This window comes from Anaerobacillus sp. MEB173 (assembly GCF_052119505.1).
Classification (GTDB): Bacteria; Bacillota; Bacilli; order Bacillales; family JBJMAU01; genus JBJMAU01.
Genome location: NZ_JBJMAU010000004.1, coordinates 57321 through 81955, shown reverse-complemented (window position 1 = coordinate 81955; position 24635 = coordinate 57321). Strand labels below are relative to the sequence as shown.

The following is a 24635-nucleotide window of genomic DNA, read 5'->3' as shown; positions in this document are numbered from 1 at the left end:
TGCATTGGTTAAAATTCAATCGGATAGTTGAAACATAATTATTTACCCATTGGGGGGAAGACATATGTCCTTAGTAGTTGGTGAAATTAGCTATACAAACATTTTACCGTTATTCTTCTATTTAGATCGAAAAAAATTGAATAATGAGGGATGTTCTTTCGTTCCTCAAATACCGGCTAAGTTAAATGAAGCAATGGAAAATGGGACTGTTAGTTTAGGAGGTATCTCTTCTTTTGCCTATGCCCAAAATGCTGACAAGTTTAGCTTAATGCCAAATTTATCGGTTTCATCTTACGGCGCTGTAGGTTCAATTTTTCTTTTTTCGAAACTTCCTATTGAGCAATTAAACGGAAAAAAAATAGCGTTAACTTCAACCTCAGCTACTTCTGTAAATTTATTAAAAATTATTTTAGGGAAATTTAATAATCTTTCCGTAACGTATAAGGTAATGAGCCCAAACTATAAAGAAATGATGTCTGATCACGATGCATGTCTGCTTATAGGTGACGATGCCATTTTAACAAGCTGGGAAAATGACAAGAATATTTATCGCTATGATTTAGGTGAACTTTGGCATCGCTATACCGGTTATCCTATGACATTTGCTGTATTGGCAGTACGAAATGAAGTGCTAACTGAAAACGATAAACTCATTTCATTGTTATATGAGGGACTATTAGCAAGTAAAAAGCAGAGTATCGAAGAAAAGTTTCAACCGATGATCACACACATCAAATCTATAATTGGTGGATCATCTGTATTTTGGGAAAACTATTTTAGCGGATTATGCTATGACTTTAGTAAGAAACAACAAGAAGGACTGATTTATTACTATCGATTAGCATATGAATTAGGATTAATACCAAAAGAGGTCAAGAAACTTTCAATTTGCAATATGTATGACCTCAGTCACTCAATATAAAATGTATAACAATTAAAAATAAAGATATCTAGCTTCTAGTGCCAGGCATTTTGAGGTGTGTAGGGACCGGGGGCTTATGCTTTTCAATATAAGGTGGACGAAATGAAACTGACAGATATTTATTGGTTTTTACGATCAGATATAGCAAAAATTGAAAAAGAATTAGAAGCAACAATACAAGCTAAGCACCCAATTTTAAAACAGGCGTCTACCCACCTTCTTAAAGCCGGAGGAAAACGAATACGGCCAGTTTTTGTTCTTCTAGCTGCGAAATTTGGGAACTATGATCTTGAGAAGATCAAAAAAGTAGCTGTGCCTCTTGAACTGATTCATACAGCATCATTAGTTCATGATGATGTCATTGATGAAGCGGATTTAAGAAGAGGGAAAAAAACGATTAAAGCGAAGTGGGACAATCGTGTAGCAATGTATACTGGCGACTATATTTTTGCGATTGCTCTCGATATGATCACATTATTTGATAATCCGAAGGCTCACCGTACGTTATCAAGTGCGATTTATGAAATGACAATTGGGGAAATCGAACAAATTCGTTATCAATATAATTGGGATCAAAATTTGCGTATTTATTTACGACGAATTAAAAGAAAAACAGCATTACTCATTGCGATGAGTTGTGAACTGGGAGCATTAGTATCAGAAGCATCAAATCGTGATCAGCAGTTACTTTACTCTTTTGGCTATAATGTTGGAATGGCATTTCAGATCACTGATGATATTCTTGACTTTACAGGGACAGAGAAAGAGTTAGGAAAGCCTGCTGGAAGTGATTTGCGACAAGGGAATGTAACGTTACCCGCACTGTATGCTATGAAGAAAGATCCAAGTATTAAAGAGATGATTGCAGTTACAGTAAAGCAGGATGAAGCTGAATTGATAAATATGAACTCAATTATTACACGTATTAAAGAATCCGGCGGGATTGAATATTCGAAATCATTAAGTGATAAATACTTGGACCGGGCATTAGCTTCATTAGAACAGTTACCTGATATCCAAGCGAAATCAGCGCTGTATGAAATTGCGCAATATATTGGCAGACGCAAATTCTAACCGAAAAATAGTTTAGAGTTTAGAATTTAGAGTTTAGAGTTAAGTTGTTCTTAGTTAGATCTTTCGAGGATGACATCTTAGTAAAATCCATCAAATAACTTTAAACTCTACACTCTAAACTCTAAACTATTTCCGCTTTTCTTATCTATTGCGATTTTTTTGAACTTTTGTTACAATCAAAAAGTCTGCTAATGACAAAAAATACATACTAACAGCAATGTTTGTGGAGGTTATACAAATGGAAAAAACATTTTTAATGGTTAAACCTGATGGTGTACAACGTAATTTAATCGGGGAGATTGTATCTCGCTTTGAGAAAAAGGGATTCAATTTAGTAGGTGCAAAATTGATGACGGTTTCAAAAGAGCTTGCTGAAAATCATTATGGTGAGCATAAAGAGCGTCCTTTCTTTGGAGAACTTGTTGACTTTATTACTTCTGGACCAGTCTTTGCAATGGTTTGGGAAGGTGAAAACGTAATTTCTACAGCTCGTACAATGATGGGAGCAACAAACCCTGCTGATGCTGCACCAGGAACAATCCGTGGTGATTATGGTGTTCAAGTGGCTATGAACGTGATTCACGGTTCTGACTCTCCTGAAAGTGCAGAGCGTGAAATTGGTATCTTCTTTAAACAAGAAGAGCTTAACACGTATGAAAAAACAATTAGTACGTGGGTGTAAGATAAATATGCAAAAAAGCCATCACTTGGTGGCTTTTTTTTTGTGAAATTTTTTTGCCCAGTCCCATTTTGTTATTGATTATTTGCTATGTTTATCGATACACTCTACATATTGATTAATAGTTGAAAGTTGAAAGTTAATAGTCGTTGAAGATGAGGAGAACAGTAAATATGGATCGTGATTATGAGCAGTTTATAACAAATATTAAACGAAAAACAGGGATTGATTTAGCTCAATATAAAGAGGCACAAATGAAACGTCGTTTATCATCATTACGTGAAAAAAGAGGCTATAAAGATTTTCTAACTTATTTCGAAGGTTTGCTAAAAGATGAGGAAATGTTTGAGGAATTTCTAGAAAGAATGACGATCAATGTTTCTGAATTTTATCGCAACCCTAAACGGTGGGAAGTGCTCGAAAAGAAGATTCTTCCAACGCTTCTGTCGCGTAACAAACGTTTAAAAGTATGGAGTGCAGCTTGTTCTACAGGTGAAGAACCGTATACATTAGCAATGATCTTATCGAAATTTTTACCCATTCGTGAAATTTCCATATTAGCGACTGATTTAGATCGTGCCATTATCGAGCGAGCAAAAGTTGGTTTTTATACAGACCGTTCACTGAAAGAAGTTCCGGATGAAATGAAAAAAAAGTACTTTAAAAAAGATCAAATGGGCTATAAAATTAGCGACGATATTAAGAAGACAGTGACGTTCAAACAGCATAATTTATTGGCGGATCGTTTCGACATAAACTACGACCTTATTGTCTGTCGTAATGTTATGATTTATTTTACTGAGGATGCGAAACATGAACTTTACCAAAAATTTAGTAGTGCATTACGACCAGATGGTATTTTCTTTGTTGGCAGTACGGAACAAATCTTTAATCCACAGAGCTATCAATTTTTTACGGAAGATACGTTTTTTTATCGAAAAAGCAATTAATTTCGGAAAATTCTTGCACACTTTCATTGACGAAGCAGTTATTTTTCGTAATAATAGGATAAATAGTTTTTTAGGAATGAATGTAATGAAATAATTAGCAGATGTTAGTGAAGAAATGGTTTAAAGCACTTGACGCGAACATAGTTCTCTTCGGTTGAATTTGTGAAAGACAAATAAAAAGAGGTATGTTATAATTTAGTGCATAAAAGCGTTAAAGACACGAGGAGGAGTGGAGATCATTGAGATACTTAACTGCAGGAGAATCACACGGACCACAATTAACAACAATTTTAGAAGGAATCCCTGCTCATCTTGAACTAGAGCAAAAAGATATAAATGAAGAGTTAGCTAGACGTCAAAAAGGTTATGGACGTGGCCGCCGAATGCAAATTGAAAAAGACCAAGTTCAAATTCTAAGCGGTGTTCGACATGGAAAAACAACAGGAGCACCAATAGCGCTCGTAGTTGAAAATAATGATTGGAAAAACTGGCAGAAAATTATGGGTGCTGATCCAATTCCAGAGGAAGAAAAAGACGAAGTGAAACGTCAAGTAACTCGTCCGCGTCCTGGTCACGCTGATCTGAATGGTGCAATTAAGTACGATCATAGAGATATGCGTAATATTTTAGAGCGTTCTTCGGCTCGTGAGACAACAGTAAGGGTAGCTGCCGGAGCGGTTGCAAAGAAACTTCTTAAAGCATTTGGTATTAAAGTGGCAGGACAAGTGTTAGAAATTGGTGGCGTCCAAGCAAAAAATACCAAATATTCAACAATAGAGGAATTACAGGAACGTGCAGAGGCTTCTCCAGTTCGTTGTTTAGACGAACAGGCTGGCGAAGAAATGATGAGAGCCATTGATAAGGCGAAGGAAGATGGAGATTCTATCGGCGGCGTTGTTGAAGTTGTTGTTGAAGGAGTACCGATTGGTCTTGGCAGTCATGTTCATTATGATCGTAAATTAGATGGAAAACTGGCTGCAGCTGTTATGAGCATTAATGCGTTTAAAGGTGTGGAAATTGGAATCGGTTTTGAAGCTGCAAGAAGACCTGGAAGCCAAGTGCATGATGAAATCCTTTGGGATAAGGAACATGGGTATACAAGAAAAACAAATAATTTAGGTGGTCTTGAAGGCGGGATGACAAACGGGATGCCGATTGTTATTAAAGGTGTAATGAAACCAATCCCAACTTTATATAAGCCGCTTCAAAGTGTTGATATTGAAACTAAAGAACCATTTGCTGCGAGTATCGAGCGTTCAGACAGCTGCGCCGTACCAGCTGCGTGTGTTGTAGCTGAAGCTGTTGTTGCTTGGGAAATCGCGAATGCAATACTTGAAAAGTTCGGTCATGATCAAATTACAGAGATTGCTGAAAATATTCAGAAGCATAATGAGCGCGCGAGGCAGTTCTAATGGAAAAGTTAACAATTACAACATCAACAAAACAATATCCGCTCTATATTGGTGAAGGACTTCGTTTTCAATTAAAGCAATTACTAGATGAAGTGCAATTGACTCCTTCATCAGTGCTAGTAATTACAGACGATGTCGTTGCTCCCCTTTATTTGAATGAAATTAAAGGGGGACTATCTGACATTTATACAGTATATGAATATATCATTCCTAGTGGTGAAGCAGCAAAATCCTTTCAAAATTATTATGAAATCCAGACATTTGCATTAAGTAAGGGGTTAGATCGCCATTCGTTAATTATCGCCTTAGGTGGTGGAGTTGTTGGAGATTTAGCAGGATTTGTCGCTGCGACATTTATGAGGGGGATCCCTTTCATTCAAGTACCGACAACATTACTTGCCCATGATAGTTCAGTTGGTGGAAAGGTGGCTGTGAACCATCCTTTAGGAAAAAATATGATCGGTGCATTTTATCAACCTGAAATGGTCGTCTATGATATCGAAACGTTAAAGTCCCTTCCGGAAAAAGAATGGCGGTCAGGCTTTGCTGAAGTGATGAAACATGCTTTCATCTGGGATGCAAAATTTTATGAGTGGTTACAAGAAAATATTATTTCGCTTGAGATGATCGAAGGAAAAATAGCTGAAGAACTCTTAAAGAGATCAATCTCAGTTAAGGCCGAAGTTGTTCATGAAGATGAAAAGGAAACTGGCATCCGTGCATACTTAAACTTTGGTCACACACTTGCTCATGCAATAGAAACTGAATTAGGCTATGGGAAAATCAGTCATGGTGAAGCAGTAGCGATTGGGATGATCTTTGCGATGAAACTTAGCGAAAGAATTTTCGGAATTGACTTACACGTAAAAAAGATTGAAGACTGGTTTATGAAATATGGCTATAAGACAACCATTCCAAATGAATTGTCACCATCCCGATTACTCTCAACGATGAAAAAGGATAAAAAAGCACAAAGTGGAGCAATCCGGATGGTTTTGATCAAGCAAATTGGAACTGTTGAAATGGTTACAGTTGCTGAAAAAGAGCTATTGGCACTGTTAACTGAAGAAACAGGAGGGGATTTAGAATGATTCGAGGAATTAGAGGAGCTATTACAGTTCCAAAAAACGAAGAGAATGTAATTTTAGAGGCGACAAAACGATTGTTCGATGAAATAATTAAAGAAAATCATGTGAAAGCAGAAGCGGTTGCTCAAGTATTAATCACTGTTACACATGATCTAGATGCTACATTTCCAGCCAAGGCAATGCGAGGATTAGAAGGATGGCAGTATGTTCCTGTTATGTGTGCACAGGAAATACCCGTTCCTAACAGCTTGCCAAACTGTATCCGTGTCATGTTAACTGTGAATTCAGAACAAGCTCAATCTGAAATTAAGCATGTTTATTTAGAAGACGCTACAAAATTACGACCAGATTTACAATTGACAAAAGATAGGTAATCAAGGTAACATAGGTTTATCATAAGTAAAGTTTTTAGAAAATATAGTGAATTCATGACTTATTTTTGATTACAGTGTATTTAGTTAAGAGTTAGAGTTTAGAAGAGTTGAGAATGTAAGAGTTGAGTTGAGGAGAGTAGAGTAGAGCTGAGCTGAGGAAGTAGAGGATGTAAACGGTCTTTTCTACCCTAAGGCTTATTTGGTCTTAGGGTTTTTTATATTTAATAATGCATACTTCGGCCCATACTAGATGCTGTTATTTCTATTTCTGAATAGCTACCTTATTCCTTCATATTTTTTTCCTTCAATTCTTTCTTCATTCTCACAATCCATATGGAGAGGTGAGAATTACATGAATCAAACTACATTACCTTCATTTTTAGCTGATGCAAAAATGTATCATACAATTCCTGTTGTCAGCCATTTCTTTGCTGATACATTAACCCCTATACAGATTTTCCAACAACTCGAAGGCGAAGCTTCTTTTATACTGGAGAGTAAAGATGAGCAATCACCATGGTCACGTTATTCATTTATTGGGCTGGATCCATTTTTATCATTGGAAGAACATGATGATCAATATGTCTTAAAAGACAATCAAGGCCGTGATTTGTTTGCAAAGGAAAGCTTCCAACAAGCTTTTGATGGTGCCATTTCCTACTTGAATGTGAAGCCTGTAAATACACCGATTCCATTTCGTGGTGGAGCTGTTGGTTATATTGCTTACGACGCAGTTAGTAAGTTTGAGCCTGTACTGAGAAAACAACAAAAAGGAGCGCAAAAATCAACCCATCATTTTATCTTTTGTGAGACGATTATTTCATATGACCATACAAAAAAGGAATTATATATGATTCATCATGCACGTGTTCAAAATAAAGATGAGCAACAGCGTGAAAGTATTTATCATCGTGCAATCGCAAGAATTGAAGCAATTGTAAGTAAGATAACTTCTATGAAGAAAGAGACGAAACTGTTTAGTCCGCCATCTGAGGTGACCGATGTTGACTTTACATCCGTAAAATCAAACTATGAACGAAGCAAATTTTTGCAAGACGTTGAAAAAATTAAAGAATACATTCGGTCAGGCGATATTTTTCAAGCGGTCCTTTCACAACGATTTGAAAAAGAAATTACAGTAACAGGATTAGAGCTGTATCGAGTTCTTAGAATGATTAATCCTTCTCCTTATCTGTTTTATTTAAAAATAGGTGATCAGGAGGTAGTTGGTAGCTCTCCTGAGAGGCTGGTTCAAATCCAGGACGGTCATGTTGAAATTCATCCAATTGCGGGTACTAGAAGGCGTGGTCAAACAAAGGAAGAAGATCAACAGTTGGCAGAAGAATTATTAGCTGACGAAAAAGAGAGAGCAGAACATTATATGCTTGTCGATTTAGCAAGAAATGATGTAGGCAGAGTTGCTGAATATGGATCTGTTCAAGTTCCGGTACTAATGGAGATAGGAAAGTTCTCTCACGTTATGCACATCATTTCCAAGGTAACCGGGCAATTAGCCAAAAATGTTCATCCAATTGAGGCGCTGCGAGCATCGTTTCCAGCAGGGACTGTTTCAGGAGCGCCGAAAATAAGGGCAATGGAAATTTTACAAGAAATTGAGCCAACGGAACGGAATATTTATGCCGGGGCTATTGGCTATCTTGGTTATGATGGGAACGTCGATTCGTGTATTGCAATTAGAACGATGGTGATCAAAGACAACAAAGCTTACGTGCAAGCAGGGGCTGGAATTGTTGCTGATTCTGTTCCAGAACTGGAATATGAAGAAACGTGCAATAAGGCAAAAGCGTTACTTAAAGCGATCGAAACAGCTGAAAACATGTTCGGAAAAAAGGGGGCAAATACTCATGCTTAAATCAGTGTTAAAAAAATGTGTTGAAGGAGCTACATTATCTGAAAATGAAGCAAAACAAGTGATGGATGAAATTATGAGCGGGGAAACAACACCTAGTCAAATTTCAAGTCTTTTATCAATTTTACGCTTTCGCGGCGAGACGGTTGATGAAATGGTTGGCTTTGCTCGTTCGATGCAAGAGCATGTTATTACAATCCCTCATAACGAAACGAACATTATTGATACGTGTGGTACAGGCGGGGATGGAAGTGGGACATTTAATGTATCTACAACAACGGCAATCGTCTTATCGGCAAACGGAGTAAAAGTAGCTAAGCACGGTAATCGTGCCGTTTCCTCGAAGAGTGGAAGTGCGGATGTTTTAGAGCAGTTAGAGATTGATATTCAAGGTTCACCGAAAGAAGCTGTAACAGCCCTAAAAGAAAAGGGAATGTGCTTTTTATTTGCCCCACTCTATCATGTGGCGATGAAGCATGCAGTTACACCTAGGCGAGAAATTGGATTTCGAACGATATTTAATTTACTTGGACCATTAACGAATCCAGCTAGAGCAAAACATCAGCTTATTGGTGTATTTGATACAAAATTTGCTGAAAAAATGGCACATACATTGAATCGACTGGGGACTAAGCGTGCATTATTTGTTACTGGTGGAGAAGGGATTGACGAATGTTCGATAACGACGCATACCGATGTCGTTGAGTTAAACGATGGCATAGTTAACCGATATGTGATAACCCCTGAGCAGTTTGGTTTACCAAGGGGGAATATGGCAGACATTCAAGTGAAGAATAGCAGTGAAAGCGCGAAGTTAATTCATTCGATATTAAGAGGAGAGAGTAACGAAAGCGCTCGTAATATTATCATTTTAAATGCTGCATGTGGACTGTATGTTTCTGAAAGAGTAGAATCAATTCAAGAAGGTATCGACCAGGTTAAACACTCATTAGAATCAGGGCAAGTGTTACAGCAGTTTCAGAAATTACAAAAGACTGGAGAGAATCAAAGCTATGCTTAATCAAATTATTGCGACAAAAATAGATGAGCTTGAAGTGCTATCCCTTCCTGAGGAAAAAGAATTTTCACATGTATCTTTATATGAAGCTATTAAACAACCGAACCGACAGATTGGTTTAATTGCCGAAATAAAAAAAGCTTCGCCATCAAAGGGAATCATCAAAGAAGATTTCCGACCGCTAGAGATCGCCAATGGCTATGAAAAAGGTGGCGCGGATGCGATTTCAATATTAACTGATCAAATATACTTTAAAGGTCATCGTGATTATCTGACTGCTGTAAAGCAGGCAGTTAATCTACCGATTTTGAGAAAGGATTTTATAATTAGTCCTCTGCAAATAGAAGAGAGCGTTAGAATTGGAGCAGATGCGATTTTACTTATTGGTGGTATTTTTGAAGCGGAACGGTTACATGAGTTGTATGAATTGGCCTACGAGAAAGGACTCGAGTGCCTTGTTGAAGTCCATTCCGAAGCAGAATTAGAAGAGTTGTTGAGTGTATTTACACCAAAGATCATTGGTGTAAATAATAGAAATTTAAAAACATTTACGACAAGTCTAGAACAAACGAAGAAGATGGCTGACCTTCTTCCTAAAGATAGTCTGTATATAAGTGAAAGCGGAATCCATACGAAAAAAGATGTCGATTTTATTACCAAAGCCGGAGCTAACGGGATGTTAGTTGGGGAGTCGTTGATGAGAGCATCTACACCGGAACAAGGCATTGTTGACTTATTTGGAGGGAATGCTGTTGACACGCCCACTGCTTAAATATTGCGGGAATCATTCATTAGAAGATATACAAGTGACTGTGGACAGCGGTGCCGATTATATTGGGGTTGTATTTGCGAAAAGTAAACGGCAAGTTGAAGCAAAACAGTTACAGGAATGGCTCAAAGCAACAGCACTAAGAGAAAACCAAAAGCTAGTCGGTGTATTTGTGAATCCTACCTTGAAGGAATTAGATAAGGTATTTGCTTCTGTATCCTTAGACATCCTTCAATTACATGGACATGAGTCGATTCAATTTCTGAAAAGCGTGAAAGAACGATATTCATGTCCAGTTTGGAAAGTCATTCATCATACCGAAGAAAGCTTTGAATTAATGAGATCATTTGCCGGGGTTGCTGATGGTTATGTGATTGACAAAAAAACAAGCAGCCAGTGGGGTGGAACGGGAATTCGCTTTGATTGGTCATATGTTCCGGCCTATATAGAAGAAGCGCAAAAGCAAAGTGTACCGATCATGATTGCTGGAGGAATTAATCCTGAGAATATTGGTGACTTGTTACCGTATAAACCAATTGGGATTGATCTATCAAGTGGAATTGAACAAGACGGACGAAAAAACAGGCAGAAGATTGAACAATTAGAAAAGAGGTTGACATAAATGATGAACTATCCGGATGAATTTGGGCGCTTTGGGCAATTTGGTGGAAAGTATGTTCCAGAAACATTAATGAATGCCCTTGATGAGCTAGAACAAGCGCTGGAACTGGCAATGAATGATGAAAGTTTTATTGCAGAATACCATGAGCATTTACGTAAATATTCAGGACGTCCTACTGCATTAACATTTGCTGAAAACCTTACTGAGAAGTTTGGCGGAGCAAAGATTTATCTAAAGCGTGAAGACTTAAACCATACTGGTGCCCACAAAATCAATAATGCAATTGGGCAAGCGCTATTGGCAAAAAGAATGGGAAAGAAAAAAATTATCGCTGAAACGGGTGCCGGACAGCATGGTGTTGCTTCTGCAACGGTAGCTGCAAGGTTCGGGCTGGAATGTAAAGTATTTATGGGAGAAGAGGATATTGAAAGACAGGCGTTAAATGTTTTTCGCATGGAATTGTTAGGTGCAGAAGTGATTCCCGTCTCTTCAGGCAGTAAAACATTGAAAGATGCAACAAACGAAGCGATTCGTTACTGGGTTAGTCACGTTGAAGATACATTTTATTTAATTGGTTCTGTTGTTGGACCGCATCCATATCCAAAAATGGTCCGTGATTTTCAACGGATTATCGGAGATGAAGCAAGGAAGCAGTTTTTAGAGCTTGAAGGTCAGCTACCGACTGAAGTTGTTGCTTGTGTAGGAGGGGGAAGTAATGCGATCGGGATGTTCTATCCTTTTTTACAAGATGATGTGAAATTAATCGGGGTTGAAGCAGCAGGACTTGGTGTTGATACTGACAAGCATGCGGCTACCATTACAAAAGGACGTTTGGGGGTTATTCACGGTTCATTGACGTACTTAATCCAAGATGAAGTTGGTCAAATTATCGAGCCTTATTCGATCTCTGCCGGCCTTGATTATCCTGGTGTTGGTCCAGAGCATGCGTATTTGGCAAGTATTGAACGGGTTAAATATGAAAGTGTAACGGATCAACAAGCGCTAGAAGCACTTTCACTGCTTTCAAAGACTGAAGGAATTATTCCTGCCATTGAAAGCGCTCATGCATTAGCGAAAGCTTTCGAGCGAGCGCAGCAATTGACACCTGATGATGGCGTACTTGTTTGTCTTTCAGGGAGAGGCGATAAAGATGTTCATACGCTAATGAAACGGATAGGAGGAGAAGCTGGTGAGTAGTAATGAACGTTTTCAACACTATGTACAAGACGAAAAAAATCTATTTATTCCATTTATCATGGCCGGTGACCCTCATCCTGAGGTATCGATAGAACTAGGTTTAACTATGGAAGAGGCGGGTGCTCATGTATTAGAGTTAGGAATTCCTTATTCTGATCCATTAGCTGATGGGCCTGTGATTCAGGAATCTGCTAAACGGGCGCTCGCTCAGGGGATGACACTTGAAAAAGGAATCGAACTTGTTTCGCAAATGCGTGAGCGAGGTTTGAAAATTCCGGTCGTTATTTTTACTTATTATAATCCGCTATTACAAATGGGCATCGAAAAATTCTTTGGATTAGCGAAAAAGAATGGAGTAGATGGATTGCTTGTCCCTGACTTGCCATATGAAGAAAGTCGTGAGCTAGCAGTTCGATGCCGTGAAGAACACATTGCATATATATCCCTTGTTGCACCTACATCTGATCAAAGGATTGAGAAGATTGCCAGAGAAGCAGAGGGGTTTCTCTATTGTGTTTCCTCACTTGGGGTCACAGGAGTTAGAAAAGAATTTGACCCGAGAGTAAACTTGTTTTTAGAAAAAGTTAAAACACATAGTAAGATACCAGTAGCTGTAGGCTTTGGTGTTTCTAATCGAAGTCAGGTTGAGGCCCTTGAGCCTTATTGCGATGGAGTTATTGTCGGAAGTGCAATTATTAAGCAGGTCGAAGCACATCAAGATCAGCTGCTTGATAAAAATTGTCGAGATGAAGCGCTTTCACGTATAAAAAGGTTTGTAGTCTCGCTCATTTCATCGTAACATAGAGATAATAAAAGAAAATTTAAAATTTAGAAATTATAATGTATAATTAAAAAAACTTTAGGCGGATTCATAGTATATGCTGAATCCGCCGTCTCGCTATATGGAAAAGCTTATTTCCATAAAAAGTATGGAAGATGAATGATGAGAGAGGTGCAAGGAATGAAAGCGAAACAACAAATAATTGGCTTACCATCGTACAAGCCTGGGAAGCCTATGGATGAAGTGAAACAAGAACTAGGATTAACAAAAGTAATCAAGCTGGCTTCCAATGAAAATCCGTTTGGATCATCAAAAAAAGCTCAGAATGCAATCTGTGAGGCGGTTAGCGGCCTAGCAATTTATCCTGATGGTTATGCGAGAACATTAAGGGAAAAGGTTGCTGCCCATTTAGGTGTGAATGGAGAACAGCTGATTTTTGGTAACGGTTCGGATGAAGTGATCCAAATTTTATGTCGAACATTTTTAACTCCTGAGACAAATACAGTCACAGCAACACCAACTTTTTCCCAATATGGCCATAATGCTATCATCGAAGGTGCGGAGATTCGTGAAATTCCTTTGAAAGATGGAGTTCATGATTTGGAAGCAATGCTTGCGGCCATTGATGAGAATACACGTATTGTATGGGTATGTAATCCGAATAATCCTTCTGGAACATATAATAATGAAACAGACTTTCTCTCTTTTCTAAAAAGAGTACCGAAAGATGTTCTTGTCGTTTCTGATGAAGCTTACTATGAATATGCAGTTGCTGATGATTATCCAAATACGATTCCATTACTTGAGCAATATGGAAATTTAATGGTGCTCCGAACTTTTTCAAAAGCTTATGGACTAGCTGCACTGCGTGTTGGTTATGGGGTAGCATCAAAAGAGTTAATTTCTTTACTGGATCCTGCGCGACCACCATTTAATACAACATCATTGGCTCATGTGGCTGCATGTGCTGCACTTGATGATCAAGAATTTATTAATGAATGCAAAAAGAAAAATCGTGAAGGATTGGAACAATATTATCAGTTCTGTCAAAATTTTAATTTATCTTATTTTCCTTCTCAAGGGAACTTTATTTTAATTGATTTCAACCATCCAGGTAATGAATTATTTGATTATTTATTACGACGTGGTTACATTGTCCGCTCAGGTGAAGCACTTGGATTCCCGACATATATCCGTATAACGGTTGGAAGTACAGAAGAAAATGACGGAATCATTCAAGAATTAACGGCATTTATAGAAGAGAAAAAGAAAAGCTAGGTGGTGCTACCGTGAAGCGAACTGTATTTTTAATTGGGCTTGGCTTAATCGGCGGGTCAATAGCGCTAGCGATTCGAAAAGAGCACGATGTTCATATGATTGGCTATGATGTCAATGAACAGCAATTGCAAATAGCAAGCTCATTGAAAATCATTGATGAAACAGTAAATTCGATTGAGGAAGGCATTAAAGAAGCTGATCTTGTTGTATTGGCAACACCAGTAAAGATTACAACAGACATTCTTTGTGAAATCGCAAAGTATGACCTGAAAAAAGATGTAATTATTACGGATGTCGGAAGCACAAAACAGCAAATCTTTGAGAAGGCGGCAATTCTTAAAGAAAAGGGTGTGACATTTATAGGCGGGCATCCAATGGCTGGTTCGCATAAAAGTGGGGTAGAGGCAGCCAGACCACACCTATTTGAAAATGCCTTTTATATTCTTACTCCAATGGAGAATACGAATATTAATAAAGTCATTCAATTACAGAATTGGCTTAAAGGAACAAAAGCAAAATTTATTGAGCTTACACCAAAACAGCATGATATGCTTGCTGGAGCGATTAGTCATTTTCCTCACATTATTGCAGCAAGTCTTGTTCATCAGGTTGCCAAAATTGAAAACGATGATCCATTAGTCTCACAATTAGCAGCCGGCGGTTTTCGTGATATTACTCGAATTGCTTCAGGAAGTCCGGTGATGTGGCGGGATATTTTATTACATAATAAAGACTGTTTGTTAGACATGCTTGATAAATGGCAAACAGAAATGGAATATGTAAAGTCGCTTATCAAAGATTCAAAGGAAGAAGAGATTCAACAATATTTTTCCGAAGCAAAGCAATTTCGTGATGATTTACCAGTACGTAAAAAAGGTGCGATTCCTTCATTTTATGATCTTTATGTCGATGTTCCAGATCATCCAGGGGTTATTTCTGATGTTACAGGAATATTAGCGAATGAGAGTATCAGTATTACAAATATACGAATCATCGAAACAAGAGAAGACATTATGGGGGCATTACGGCTAAGTTTCCGTTCGGATGCTGATCGCGAAAATGCGAAGCAAACCCTCGAAGGTCAGCTTTATGAAACATATTTGTCGTCTTAGGAGGTGTAACTGTGTCAAAAAAAACAGTTGAACGAGTAAGCAAAGGTTTATCAGGGACGATCCGTGTTCCTGGTGATAAATCTATATCGCATCGTAGTGTTATGTTTGGGTCAATTGCCAATGGTACGACAACGGTTGAAGGGTTCTTACCAGGCGAGGATTGTTTGAGTACGATTTCCTGCTTTCAAAAGTTAGGTGTTTCAATCAAGCAAAATCAAGATACGGTTACGATTGAAGGAAATGGCTGGGATGGATTAACTGAACCGGCTGAAATCCTTGATGTAGGAAATTCAGGAACAACAACCCGGCTTATGCTTGGCATATTAGCGACACGACCATTTCATTCTGTTCTTATTGGTGATGAGTCAATTGCGAAGCGACCAATGTCAAGAGTAACTGTACCATTACGAGAGATGGGGTCACAAATCGATGGTCGTGATCACGGTAACCTGACACCGCTATCCATTCGTGGTGGTCATACGAAGGGGATACGATTTCAGTCCAAAGTTGCAAGTGCACAAGTGAAATCTGCGATTCTTTTAGCAGGACTGCAAAGCGAAGGAGAAACATCTGTAACGGAGCCGGAGAAATCCCGTGACCATACTGAGCGAATGCTGGAGGCATTTGGTGTAGAAGTTACCTATGATGGATTAACGGTTTCGGTTACTGGGGGACAACAGCTAAAAGGACGTCATATCGTTGTTCCTGGAGATATTTCTTCTGCTGCTTTCTTTTTAGTCGCTGGAGCCATTATCCCAAATAGTAAAATTACACTTACGAATGTTGGGATGAACCCAACGCGTACGGGTATTATTGACGTAATGCTAGAAATGGGTGCAACACTAACGATTGAGAATGAAAAAGATGTTAACAATGAACCAGTAGCAGATCTAACAATTGAAACATCCACTCTAAAAGGGATTGAAATAGGCGGAGGGATTATCCCGAGATTAATTGATGAAATTCCAATTATTGCATTATTAGCAACGCAGGCGAGTGGTGAAACGATTATTAAAGATGCTGAAGAATTAAAAGTTAAAGAAACGAATCGGATTGATACAGTTGTTTCTCAGCTTAAAATACTCGGTGCAAACATTGAAGCGACTGAAGATGGAATGATCATCCGAGGTGGTAACGCACTGCATGGCGGTGAAACAGACAGTTTTGGTGATCACCGGATTGGTATGACAATGGCGATTGCTGGATGCATTACATCTGAACCGGTAACGGTTAAGCAATCTGAAGCCATCGCGGTATCTTATCCAACATTTTTTGAACATCTCAAGAGTTTACGTAAAGAATAGCAATAGAAAGAAAAGTAGGTGCCTAAGTCACTTACTTTTCTTTCTTTATTTTAACTTCATGGAATACAATCAATAATTCTAAATTCTAAATTCTAAATTCTACATTCAACATTCTACATTTTAAATTTTTAATTATATTTACATTCTAATTTTTCGGAAAATGGTATTGACTATTTTTTCTACTTCGATATAATTAAATCAGCGTATGGTTTCTCTCCACTCCTATCCATACTACTATTTTTAGCATATTATATGCTAACCCTGATTGAAAGCGCTTACTGTGTTCGATCAGGGTATTTTTTTGTTTTAGCTCCATTAAAGTTTGATCTTGTTTGGGTTCGTTTTTCTTGATTACCTTTGCATAGTCTTCGTTTTTCAATCATAGCTTGTCTATAAGAAGAATGAAGGGAGCAGGGGAAATGAAGTATATTATTGATAACGTTATGAAAGCCGAAGAGGATCGATTTGTCAAAAAAGCTTTTCTAGTAACAGACGATAAAGTGTCATACTTTTCTGATCGCATGCCCCGTTTAAAATACATGCGGCTAAATATGTCGGGTTTTCTATTAACACCAGGTCATATTATAGTAGATTCACAACTGTTAGAAATGGATTCTTACTGCAATTATAAAGAAGAAATGAAAACATTAGTTAAGAATGGATGTACAACAGTGATTGTTTGTTGTAAAAATGACACTGAAAAAGATTTGAAAGCCGATATCAAACGGGCCAGGCATAAGATGATTAATAGTCCAATTGATTATGTTCTCAGTCTCTCTGTATCACTACGTAACTTAACGCCAAATCTAATTAGAATTTGTAAAAAGGAGCGAATTCCAATTATTTTTGTCTCCTTTTCTGAATTAGAGGAGATTGATCTTGTTCAATGGGAACGAATACGTGAAGCAATGTTCCCTCTGCAAATTTTAATTATTCCTCAATATGAAGAACACTCTTCGTTAAATGAAAACCCTAAAAAGGTTTATAACTATTGGAAAGTAATCATGAATAGACAAAGAATCTCTACGACACTTTCATTTCCAGAAGATTATGTACCATTATCAAAACTGCTCATGAAAATGATTGGATTATATCCCAGAAAAGGGGAATTGCTCGTTGGCAGTGATATAGATTATCTGCTCTATCATGATTCATCTGTTGATCATTTTGAAAATTTTCGATATGATAGGGGCAATCCTACGTTAGTTGTCCTGCGTGGTGTGGTTTTAAAAGCTGGAGAACAAGTTTTTATTCGTCCTGGATTTGGTAAAGAAATACAAATAAAAGTACCAGGTCACTTTGTCCCCATATCAGAGGCGCATTATTATGGTGTTGATTCATGACTTCATTTGAATGTCACATAAGGATGTAAAAACAATTTTTAGTACGTTCTCCATTTCAAAATGGAGTTTTTTTCTTTTTTGATTAACAGTTACCGTTTGCTTATATTTTTACATAGAGGAAAAGGATATTGAGGAGGGATAGAGTTAATGACGACTACAACGTTAAATCAAGCGATTCAATATGTTGAAAATGGTGATGTAGATAAAGGGCTCTCATTGATAGAAAGTATTGAGGCTACAGCTGACCATGAAACAAAATATACAATTGCAGAATTGTATTATAACTGGGGCTTAGTAGATAAGGCTAAAACAATTATTGATGAGCTTATTATGTTATACCCTGATGAAGGTGAGCTGTATGTGTTTTCAGCAGAATTATTGATCGATCTTGATGAAGAGGATGAAGCCATTGAAATGTTATTAGAAATTAAGAGTAATGATCGTGAATATTTGAGGGCACAGTTATTATTAGCCGATCTCTATCAATTACAAGGGTTAGACGAAGTGGCAGAACAGAAGCTGCAACTCGCTAAACATCACGCTCCAGAAGAACCAATTATTTCATTTGGATTAGGGGAATTTTACCTTGACCGTGGTGATTTTTTGAAAAGTATTCCTTATTATAAACAGGCACTATCGAAACGAGAGCAATTACCGGACTGTAACATTGAGCTTCGATTAGCAGAGGCATATAGTGCAAGTGGACAATTCGAGGATGCAATTACCTACTATGAACAGGGGTTAGAAGACCAAGTTGACGTGTCATCTTTATTTGGTTATGGTTATACTGCCTATCAGCTTGAGCAACATAAAGTTGCAATTGAACAATTTCAACGGTTGAAAGGAATTGATCCAGATTATAGTAGTTTATACCCGTATCTAGCAAAAGCCTATGAGGCAGAGCATCTATTTGACAAAGCATTACAAACGTTGGAAGACGGTATGAAGATTGATGACTATAATGAAGCACTGTTACTGGCTGCTGCTAAGTTAAGTTTAAAAATGAAGGATCCAGAAAAAGCTGAAGACTATTTACGTCGTTTACTGGCATTGAATCCTTCTCATTTCGAAGGGATTCAAACATTGTCAGCATTATTAAAGCATGAAGAAAGGTATTCTGAGTTGATTGACTTGATCGAACATTGTCAACAATACGGAGAAGAAGACCCGTTATTTGATTGGTACTTGGCGAATGCAAAGTATGAAGAGGATCAATTGGATGAAGCGAGCACATTATATAAAAAAGCATATTCTCATTTTCAGGAAGATGTTGAGTTTTTAGAAGAATATAGTTATGTTCTACTAGAAATTGGCAATCGAAAAGAAGCAGTAGAAATGTTGAAAAAGGCGTATAAGCTTGATCCGGCACGTATAGATATAGAAGAGAGAATTATTGACCTTGACTCTGCATTCAATGAATAAAAGATTGAAATATCCGTTCATACTAATAGAAAAAAGAACGGTGGGGTTTTATGGATTTAATGGAAACATTGCTTTTTCAAGACCGAAATCAGCTCGTACAATTATTAAATACATATGATACTACTTGTAATCGAAACTCAAAGAGAGAGGTCATTGAAGAGCTTTACCCTAAGCTGTTAGATGAAGGTGCAGCACAATCGATCTTCATGCATTTATCAGAGAGTGCAAAGTCACTTATTATGCAATGTTGTTTTCACGAAAAGTTTGTGTTTTCAAAAGTGGAATTATCCGCAATGGTGACTAGTACCGGAAAGTCCAATTATAAGAAAGTCTTAAATGAATTAATAACTGTTGGGTGGCTGTTTCCGACAGTCATTGATTCCTATGTTATTCCTGCACAAGTAAAGAAACGTTTAAAAGAAGTTTCTTTACTTCCGGTGTTACAGTCAGCACTCTTTGTCCCGCAAGAGGACGGAATGGATAATATGTTTAGTTTTTGTAATGACCTTCTCACTTTTATTGATTATATTAGTGAAAGCTCCTTACCATTAACAAAGACGGGAATTCTTCATAAGAGAGATTTTCATATAATAATTAATCAATTTGATAAGAAGGAAGAGATGCCAAATGAGCAGTGGAGATTTGGTTATGGCAGACATTTCCACCACTATCCAAGCCGTTTTTCATTAATATATGATTATTGCTACATGAAGGGCTGGATTCAGGAATCACCTGAACAGCTGCTTGTAACAACTGACAAAATTAAGGAACTTGATCGAATGACACCGTCAGCATTAATGCAAGACGTTGTTCGTTATTGGTTGAAGCTATACAAGCAGGCAGTTCCGCAATTTCCATTTTTGTATTCTTATTTGAAAGCTTGCTTACAGGAAGGGAAAGCCGTATCTACAGAAATGGTTATCAACATATTACGGCCGTGTATTAGTCAATACTATTTTGATTCAGAAAACGATATCATCACTAAGCGTCTTTTTGGTATGCTTAACCACCTCGAAATTATTCGTTTTATCGATGTGAGTGGTGAAGTTTATGTTACACCCTCAAAAGCATATCCAATGTTAACAACTCTGTAAAAAACAAAACTTTCTCAATGAAATGATTAGAAAAAGCAGGATTTATTGACTGCAATATTGAATTATATATTAAGAATTACATGTCATAGTCTTTTCTTGTTTTTACTAATCAATCGTTGCTTATCCCAAATGAATACTAAAAGGTGTTATTAAAAAAACATTGACATATGGGGAGGGATTGGAATGAGTTTCATCATTTCTGTAGTAGAAAAGAAGGATTTTCTTAATTGGTTTCTTAATAAGCACCAATTAAAAAGACGGGAATGTGCATGGTTGTTAAATTACTTATTAAGTGATGATGCACTTATGGAAAAAGTTCATTTTGTAGAGCATGCAGAATACTGTCCTAAAGGGTTAATTATTTCTGCAAATGATGTTGATAGCATTCCATTTACATACCATAAAGAGCAGCATGTAACAATGGATGCTGAGAAATGTTTTCATGACATTCGCTTGAATAGTGACGAAGATGTTTATATTCAACTGAATTTTTCAGGTGCAAAAACAAATCCGCAATATGCGGCTGTTTTGGAAGAAAACCCATTTTTGCCAGTTAATGATGAATCGAACCAAGTCAATAGTGTTTTAGCTGAGATTATCCTTGATAAGGTTATGATGGATTTTCAAAGAAGACAGCTATTAGAGGCGATTGATGAAGCGTTGGAACGAAATGATAGAGAAAGGTTTATAGAGTTATCAAACCAGTTAAACCAACTGAAATAAATGGCAAATGGCTTAGGGAATGTCTCTAAGCCATTTTTTGATGCCTGTTTTTAGGCATTCGCTTAATTCGGACACATAATTGACATATTTTTAATAAGTTAGCATGTTTTTTTCAAATTGAGATAATTTAAGAAAGAAATCTTTTTCAAATGTGTTAAAATTGATCAATGTGAGATACTAAAAAGAAAGGAAGAAAATGATGAAATGGCAAGCTGAAGAAATTGATACATATTTACAATCAAAAGAGTATGTTGATACGGCAGTAATACCGTTATTACCAATATCATGGAAAAGTGATGTGAAATTAACGGTTTCAATGGGTGAGTTTATTTCAATCATAACTGATGAATTGGAGAGGCAGTTCAAAGGACGAATCTTTATGTTCCCGCCATTTACATACTTAAAAGATGAACCGATCAGATCTAAAGTAGAACGATTAACAAGCTGGGAAAAAGAATTAACAGGAAATGGGTTTGCTCATATAGTTTATATTACTTCTGATGTTGAGTGGAAAAGCGTTGAAACGGACTTGTCCGATACTTTGATTTGGCTGCCTTCTATTCCATTGGAGCATATGGATGAAAAGTATCGAATGCAAACAGTGTCGGATCAAATTAAGCAGTTAATCCCTATTATTACATCCAAGTGGCAAAATGGGCCAAAAGATAGCAGAGACTGACAAATTTACTCATCATCATATTGACAGTATATGAGATCTTGAGCTATCATTGGTATGTCCTAGTATATATGTAAATTGTCCGGATGGACTTAATCCATAATGTTGGGGGGGAAAGAGAAGATGAGTGAAAAAGAACACAAAGTATCACGTCGTCAATTTTTAACTTATACCTTAACTGGTGTTGGTGGTTTTATGGCGGCTGGTATGTTAATGCCTATGGTGCGTTTTGCGATTGATCCAGCTCTTAAAGCAGGAGCAGATCAAGAAATGATTCCAGTAATGTCAGTAGCGGATATTACTACTGAGCCACAACGTAAAGACTTTAAATTTGAGCAAGTCGATGGTTGGTATACTTCTGAAGTAACACGATCAGCTTGGATTTATAAAGAAGGCGATCAAATTATTGCTTTATCGCCAATTTGTACACACTTAGGCTGTACAGTTAACTGGGATACGGATGCAGCAAATCCTGACCATTTCTTCTGTCCATGTCACTTTGGTTTATTTACAAAAGATGGTACGAACGTACCTGGTACACCACCAACAGCTCCGTTATCTGTATATGAGCAGGAAGTTATTGATGGTACACTTTATTTAGGAAAACCAATCGCACGATAAGGAGGGGCGTAATTCATGTTACAAAAAATCTATGATTGGGTAGACGAACGACTGGATATTACGCCTGTCTGGCGCGATATAGCTGACCATGAAGTGCCTGAGCATGTTAACCCGGCACATCACTTTTCAGCGTTCGTTTATTGTTTCGGTGGTTTAACATTTTTTATCACCGTCATTCAAGTTTTATCAGGAATGTTTTTAACGATGTATTATGTTCCTGATATCATTAATGCATATCAATCCGTTTATTATTTACAAAACGAAGTAGCATTTGGAGTAATTGTACGCGGAATGCACCACTGGGGAGCAAGTTTAGTAATCGTAATGATGTTCCTTCATACGCTTCGTGTATTCTTCACAGGTTCATATAAGAAACCTCGTGAATTAAACTGGATGGTTGGAGTTCTTATTTTCTTCGTCATGTTAGGCTTAGGATTCACAGGGTACTTATTACCATGGGATATGAAAGCTTACTTTGCAACTGTTGTAGGTCTGCAAATTGCTGAAGCTGTACCAGTAATTGGTGGCGTTGCCAAGACATTACTAGCAGGTGGAGAAATTATTGGGGCGCAAACATTAACACGTTTCTTTGCGATTCATGTGTTCTTCCTACCAGCAGCTTTATTCGGACTTCTAGGTGCTCACTTTGTAATGATTCGTAAACAAGGTATTTCTGGTCCTCTATAAAATTAATTGTTCTTTGAAAATAATATAAAAGGAGGGAAAACAATGCATAAGGGTAAAGGGATGAAGTTTGTCGGTGATTCTCGTGTTCCAGCTGAGAGAATGCCGAATATTCCAAAAGATTACTCTGAATATCCAGGGAAAACGGAAGCGTTTTGGCCAAACTTCCTATTAAAAGAATGGATGGTTGGTGCGGTATTTTTAGTTGGGTATCTTTGTTTAACAATTGCCCATCCATCGCCATTAGAACGCGTTGCAGATCCTACGGATACAGGATACATACCACTTCCTGACTGGTATTTCTTATTCTTATATCAATTATTGAAGTATAAATACGTTTCTGGTGATTTCACTGTTATTGGTGCAGTGATTATGCCTGGACTAGCATTTGGTGCATTACTACTTGCTCCATTCCTAGATACAGGAAAGGAACGTCGTTTCTATCGTCGTCCAATTGCTTCTGGATTAATGATTTTAGCATTACTTTCTTCAATTTATCTTACTTGGGAATCAGTAGCTCAACACGATTGGGAAGCTGCAGCTGAGTATGGAAAAATTGTAGAAGAAGTTGAAGTTGATACGGATGCAGAAGGATATCAAATCTATTCGACTCAAGGGTCTTGTATTGGCTGTCATGGTGATAACATGATGGGTGGTGCAGCAGCACCATCAATGTTTGAGCATGACTACACACCTGAAGAAATCATTGAGATTATTACGAATGGTAAAGGTGCAATGCCTGGCGGATTATTTGATGGTACTGAAGAAGAACTTCAAATTTTAGCTGAGTTTATTTCAGCAGATGGACAACCTGAATAATGATGAAAGCTGACTATTTAATTAGTCAGCTTTTTTTTGAAGGAATAAGGGATATAATAAGAGTTCAACTATCCTAATACATAGCATTTAAATATAAAAGGAGATAAATTTTTTAATGAACACTATTTTATTACTATTTCGACAACGTTGGGTTCTGCTTGCGTTAATTGTTGTTAACTTTTTTGGAACAATCTATGGGTATTGGTGGTATAAAGATCAGTTAGCGATCACTCCCAGTCAATTTTTATTGTTTGTTCCTGATAGTCCTACGGCTAGTTTGTTTTTTTTGATCGTCCTCATCCTGTTCTTTATGAAGAAAAATTGGCCATTAATGGAAGCTTTTGCAGCGGTTACCCTAATTAAATACGGAATTTGGGCAGTCGTGATGAATATAGCTGCTGGGGTTACTGGAGATCAATTGACGTGGCAAAATTATATGTTAATATTTTCTCATTTAGGAATGGCAGTACAAGCTGTACTTTATGCTCCTTTTTTCCGAATAAAAATTGGTCATCTTATTATAGCGGCACTTTGGACATTACATAATGATGTGATTGATTATGTCTTCATGATGCATCCATGGGTATCGCGCAGTTTACACGAATACGTTCCGCATATCGGCTACTTCACATTTTGGTTAAGTATCTTTTCAATCGCCATCGTTTACCTATTCGGTGTACGGGAAAGAAGACTCAAGCTTAAATTGTAATTTAAAATTTAGAATTTAGAATGTAGAATTAGTGTAAGTTTTTCTTTGAAGCCATCGTGAAAAAACCAAAAAAACTCTAAACTCTACATTCTAA

General features: G+C 37.4%; 25 protein-coding genes. All 25 read left to right on the top strand.

From position 1 onward, the window contains the following. The first annotated feature begins 64 nt into the window (after positions 1-64). The 25 genes from ACJ2A9_RS10215 to ACJ2A9_RS10095 all read left to right on the top strand — a co-directional run bounded on the left by ACJ2A9_RS10215 (position 65) and on the right by ACJ2A9_RS10095 (position 24541). Positions 65-922 (top strand): menaquinone biosynthesis protein, encoded by an 858-nt coding sequence (locus ACJ2A9_RS10215; protein WP_441421548.1) that lies wholly within the window; start codon positions 65-67, stop codon positions 920-922. Positions 923-1024: 102 nt separating this feature from the next. Beyond that, positions 1025-1996: a heptaprenyl diphosphate synthase component II gene (gene hepT, locus ACJ2A9_RS10210; protein WP_441421547.1), complete on the top strand. Its 972-nt coding sequence runs from the start codon at positions 1025-1027 to the stop codon at positions 1994-1996. A gap of 238 nt (positions 1997-2234) precedes the next feature. Further along, entirely contained in the window at positions 2235-2678 is a 444-nt protein-coding gene (gene ndk, locus ACJ2A9_RS10205; protein ID WP_441421546.1) for a nucleoside-diphosphate kinase, read from the top strand. Between the two features lie 170 nt (positions 2679-2848). Next, positions 2849-3625 (top strand): CheR family methyltransferase, encoded by a 777-nt coding sequence (locus ACJ2A9_RS10200; protein ID WP_441421545.1) that lies wholly within the window; start codon positions 2849-2851, stop codon positions 3623-3625. Between the two features lie 239 nt (positions 3626-3864). Next, on the top strand, positions 3865-5037 hold the full coding sequence (gene aroC / locus ACJ2A9_RS10195; RefSeq protein ID WP_441421544.1) for a chorismate synthase: 1173 nt from the start codon (positions 3865-3867) through the stop codon (positions 5035-5037). Further along, positions 5037-6128 carry a 3-dehydroquinate synthase gene (gene aroB, locus ACJ2A9_RS10190; protein WP_441421543.1) on the top strand — a complete coding sequence of 364 codons (1092 nt, stop codon included), beginning with the start codon at positions 5037-5039 and terminating at the stop codon, positions 6126-6128. Before aroC ends, aroB begins: the two co-directional genes overlap by 1 nt. Next, positions 6125-6499 (top strand): chorismate mutase, encoded by a 375-nt coding sequence (aroH, locus tag ACJ2A9_RS10185; protein ID WP_441421542.1) that lies wholly within the window; start codon positions 6125-6127, stop codon positions 6497-6499. Before aroB ends, aroH begins: the two co-directional genes overlap by 4 nt. 352 nt (positions 6500-6851) lie before the next feature. Then, a complete protein-coding gene (gene trpE, locus ACJ2A9_RS10180) occupies positions 6852-8372 on the top strand; it encodes an anthranilate synthase component I (RefSeq protein WP_441421541.1) in 1521 nt (506 codons plus the stop codon). After that, positions 8365-9390: an anthranilate phosphoribosyltransferase gene (trpD, locus tag ACJ2A9_RS10175; protein WP_441421540.1), complete on the top strand. Its 1026-nt coding sequence runs from the start codon at positions 8365-8367 to the stop codon at positions 9388-9390. Before trpE ends, trpD begins: the two co-directional genes overlap by 8 nt. Then, positions 9383-10159 carry an indole-3-glycerol phosphate synthase TrpC gene (gene trpC / locus ACJ2A9_RS10170; protein ID WP_441421539.1) on the top strand — a complete coding sequence of 259 codons (777 nt, stop codon included), beginning with the start codon at positions 9383-9385 and terminating at the stop codon, positions 10157-10159. The genes trpD and trpC overlap by 8 nt, the downstream gene beginning before the upstream one ends. After that, positions 10134-10778 (top strand): phosphoribosylanthranilate isomerase, encoded by a 645-nt coding sequence (locus ACJ2A9_RS10165; RefSeq protein ID WP_441421538.1) that lies wholly within the window; start codon positions 10134-10136, stop codon positions 10776-10778. Before trpC ends, ACJ2A9_RS10165 begins: the two co-directional genes overlap by 26 nt. Further along, complete coding sequence (trpB, locus tag ACJ2A9_RS10160; protein ID WP_441421537.1) at positions 10779-11975, top strand: tryptophan synthase subunit beta; 1197 nt, start codon at positions 10779-10781, stop codon at positions 11973-11975. It abuts the gene before it with no gap. Beyond that, positions 11968-12774, top strand: coding sequence for a tryptophan synthase subunit alpha (gene trpA / locus ACJ2A9_RS10155; protein ID WP_441421536.1), 807 nt, complete (start codon positions 11968-11970; stop codon positions 12772-12774). Before trpB ends, trpA begins: the two co-directional genes overlap by 8 nt. Before the next feature lie 162 nt (positions 12775-12936). Then, positions 12937-14034: a histidinol-phosphate transaminase gene (gene hisC / locus ACJ2A9_RS10150; RefSeq protein ID WP_441421535.1), complete on the top strand. Its 1098-nt coding sequence runs from the start codon at positions 12937-12939 to the stop codon at positions 14032-14034. Between the two features lie 11 nt (positions 14035-14045). After that, positions 14046-15146 (top strand): prephenate dehydrogenase, encoded by a 1101-nt coding sequence (locus ACJ2A9_RS10145; protein WP_441421534.1) that lies wholly within the window; start codon positions 14046-14048, stop codon positions 15144-15146. Positions 15147-15157: 11 nt separating this feature from the next. Continuing rightward, positions 15158-16450, top strand: coding sequence for a 3-phosphoshikimate 1-carboxyvinyltransferase (gene aroA / locus ACJ2A9_RS10140; protein WP_441421533.1), 1293 nt, complete (start codon positions 15158-15160; stop codon positions 16448-16450). A gap of 419 nt (positions 16451-16869) precedes the next feature. Next, on the top strand, positions 16870-17793 hold the full coding sequence (locus tag ACJ2A9_RS10135) for a hypothetical protein (protein WP_441421532.1): 924 nt from the start codon (positions 16870-16872) through the stop codon (positions 17791-17793). Between the two features lie 147 nt (positions 17794-17940). After that, positions 17941-19215 carry a tetratricopeptide repeat protein gene (locus ACJ2A9_RS10130; protein WP_441421531.1) on the top strand — a complete coding sequence of 425 codons (1275 nt, stop codon included), beginning with the start codon at positions 17941-17943 and terminating at the stop codon, positions 19213-19215. Between the two features lie 50 nt (positions 19216-19265). Continuing rightward, on the top strand, positions 19266-20309 hold the full coding sequence (locus ACJ2A9_RS10125) for a hypothetical protein (protein WP_441421530.1): 1044 nt from the start codon (positions 19266-19268) through the stop codon (positions 20307-20309). Between the two features lie 183 nt (positions 20310-20492). Further along, a complete protein-coding gene (locus ACJ2A9_RS10120; protein ID WP_441421529.1) occupies positions 20493-21032 on the top strand; it encodes a ReoY family proteolytic degradation factor in 540 nt (179 codons plus the stop codon). A 199-nt stretch (positions 21033-21231) separates the two neighbouring features. Further along, positions 21232-21711 carry a YpiF family protein gene (locus ACJ2A9_RS10115; RefSeq protein ID WP_441421528.1) on the top strand — a complete coding sequence of 160 codons (480 nt, stop codon included), beginning with the start codon at positions 21232-21234 and terminating at the stop codon, positions 21709-21711. A 120-nt stretch (positions 21712-21831) separates the two neighbouring features. Then, entirely contained in the window at positions 21832-22329 is a 498-nt protein-coding gene (locus ACJ2A9_RS10110) for a ubiquinol-cytochrome c reductase iron-sulfur subunit (RefSeq protein ID WP_441421527.1), read from the top strand. Between the two features lie 15 nt (positions 22330-22344). Continuing rightward, a complete protein-coding gene (gene qcrB, locus ACJ2A9_RS10105; protein WP_441421526.1) occupies positions 22345-23016 on the top strand; it encodes a menaquinol-cytochrome c reductase cytochrome b subunit in 672 nt (223 codons plus the stop codon). A 42-nt stretch (positions 23017-23058) separates the two neighbouring features. Continuing rightward, positions 23059-23832: a c-type cytochrome gene (locus tag ACJ2A9_RS10100; RefSeq protein WP_441421525.1), complete on the top strand. Its 774-nt coding sequence runs from the start codon at positions 23059-23061 to the stop codon at positions 23830-23832. A 115-nt stretch (positions 23833-23947) separates the two neighbouring features. After that, complete coding sequence (locus ACJ2A9_RS10095) at positions 23948-24541, top strand: DUF1405 domain-containing protein (RefSeq protein WP_441421524.1); 594 nt, start codon at positions 23948-23950, stop codon at positions 24539-24541. Positions 24542-24635: the final 94 nt, after the last annotated feature.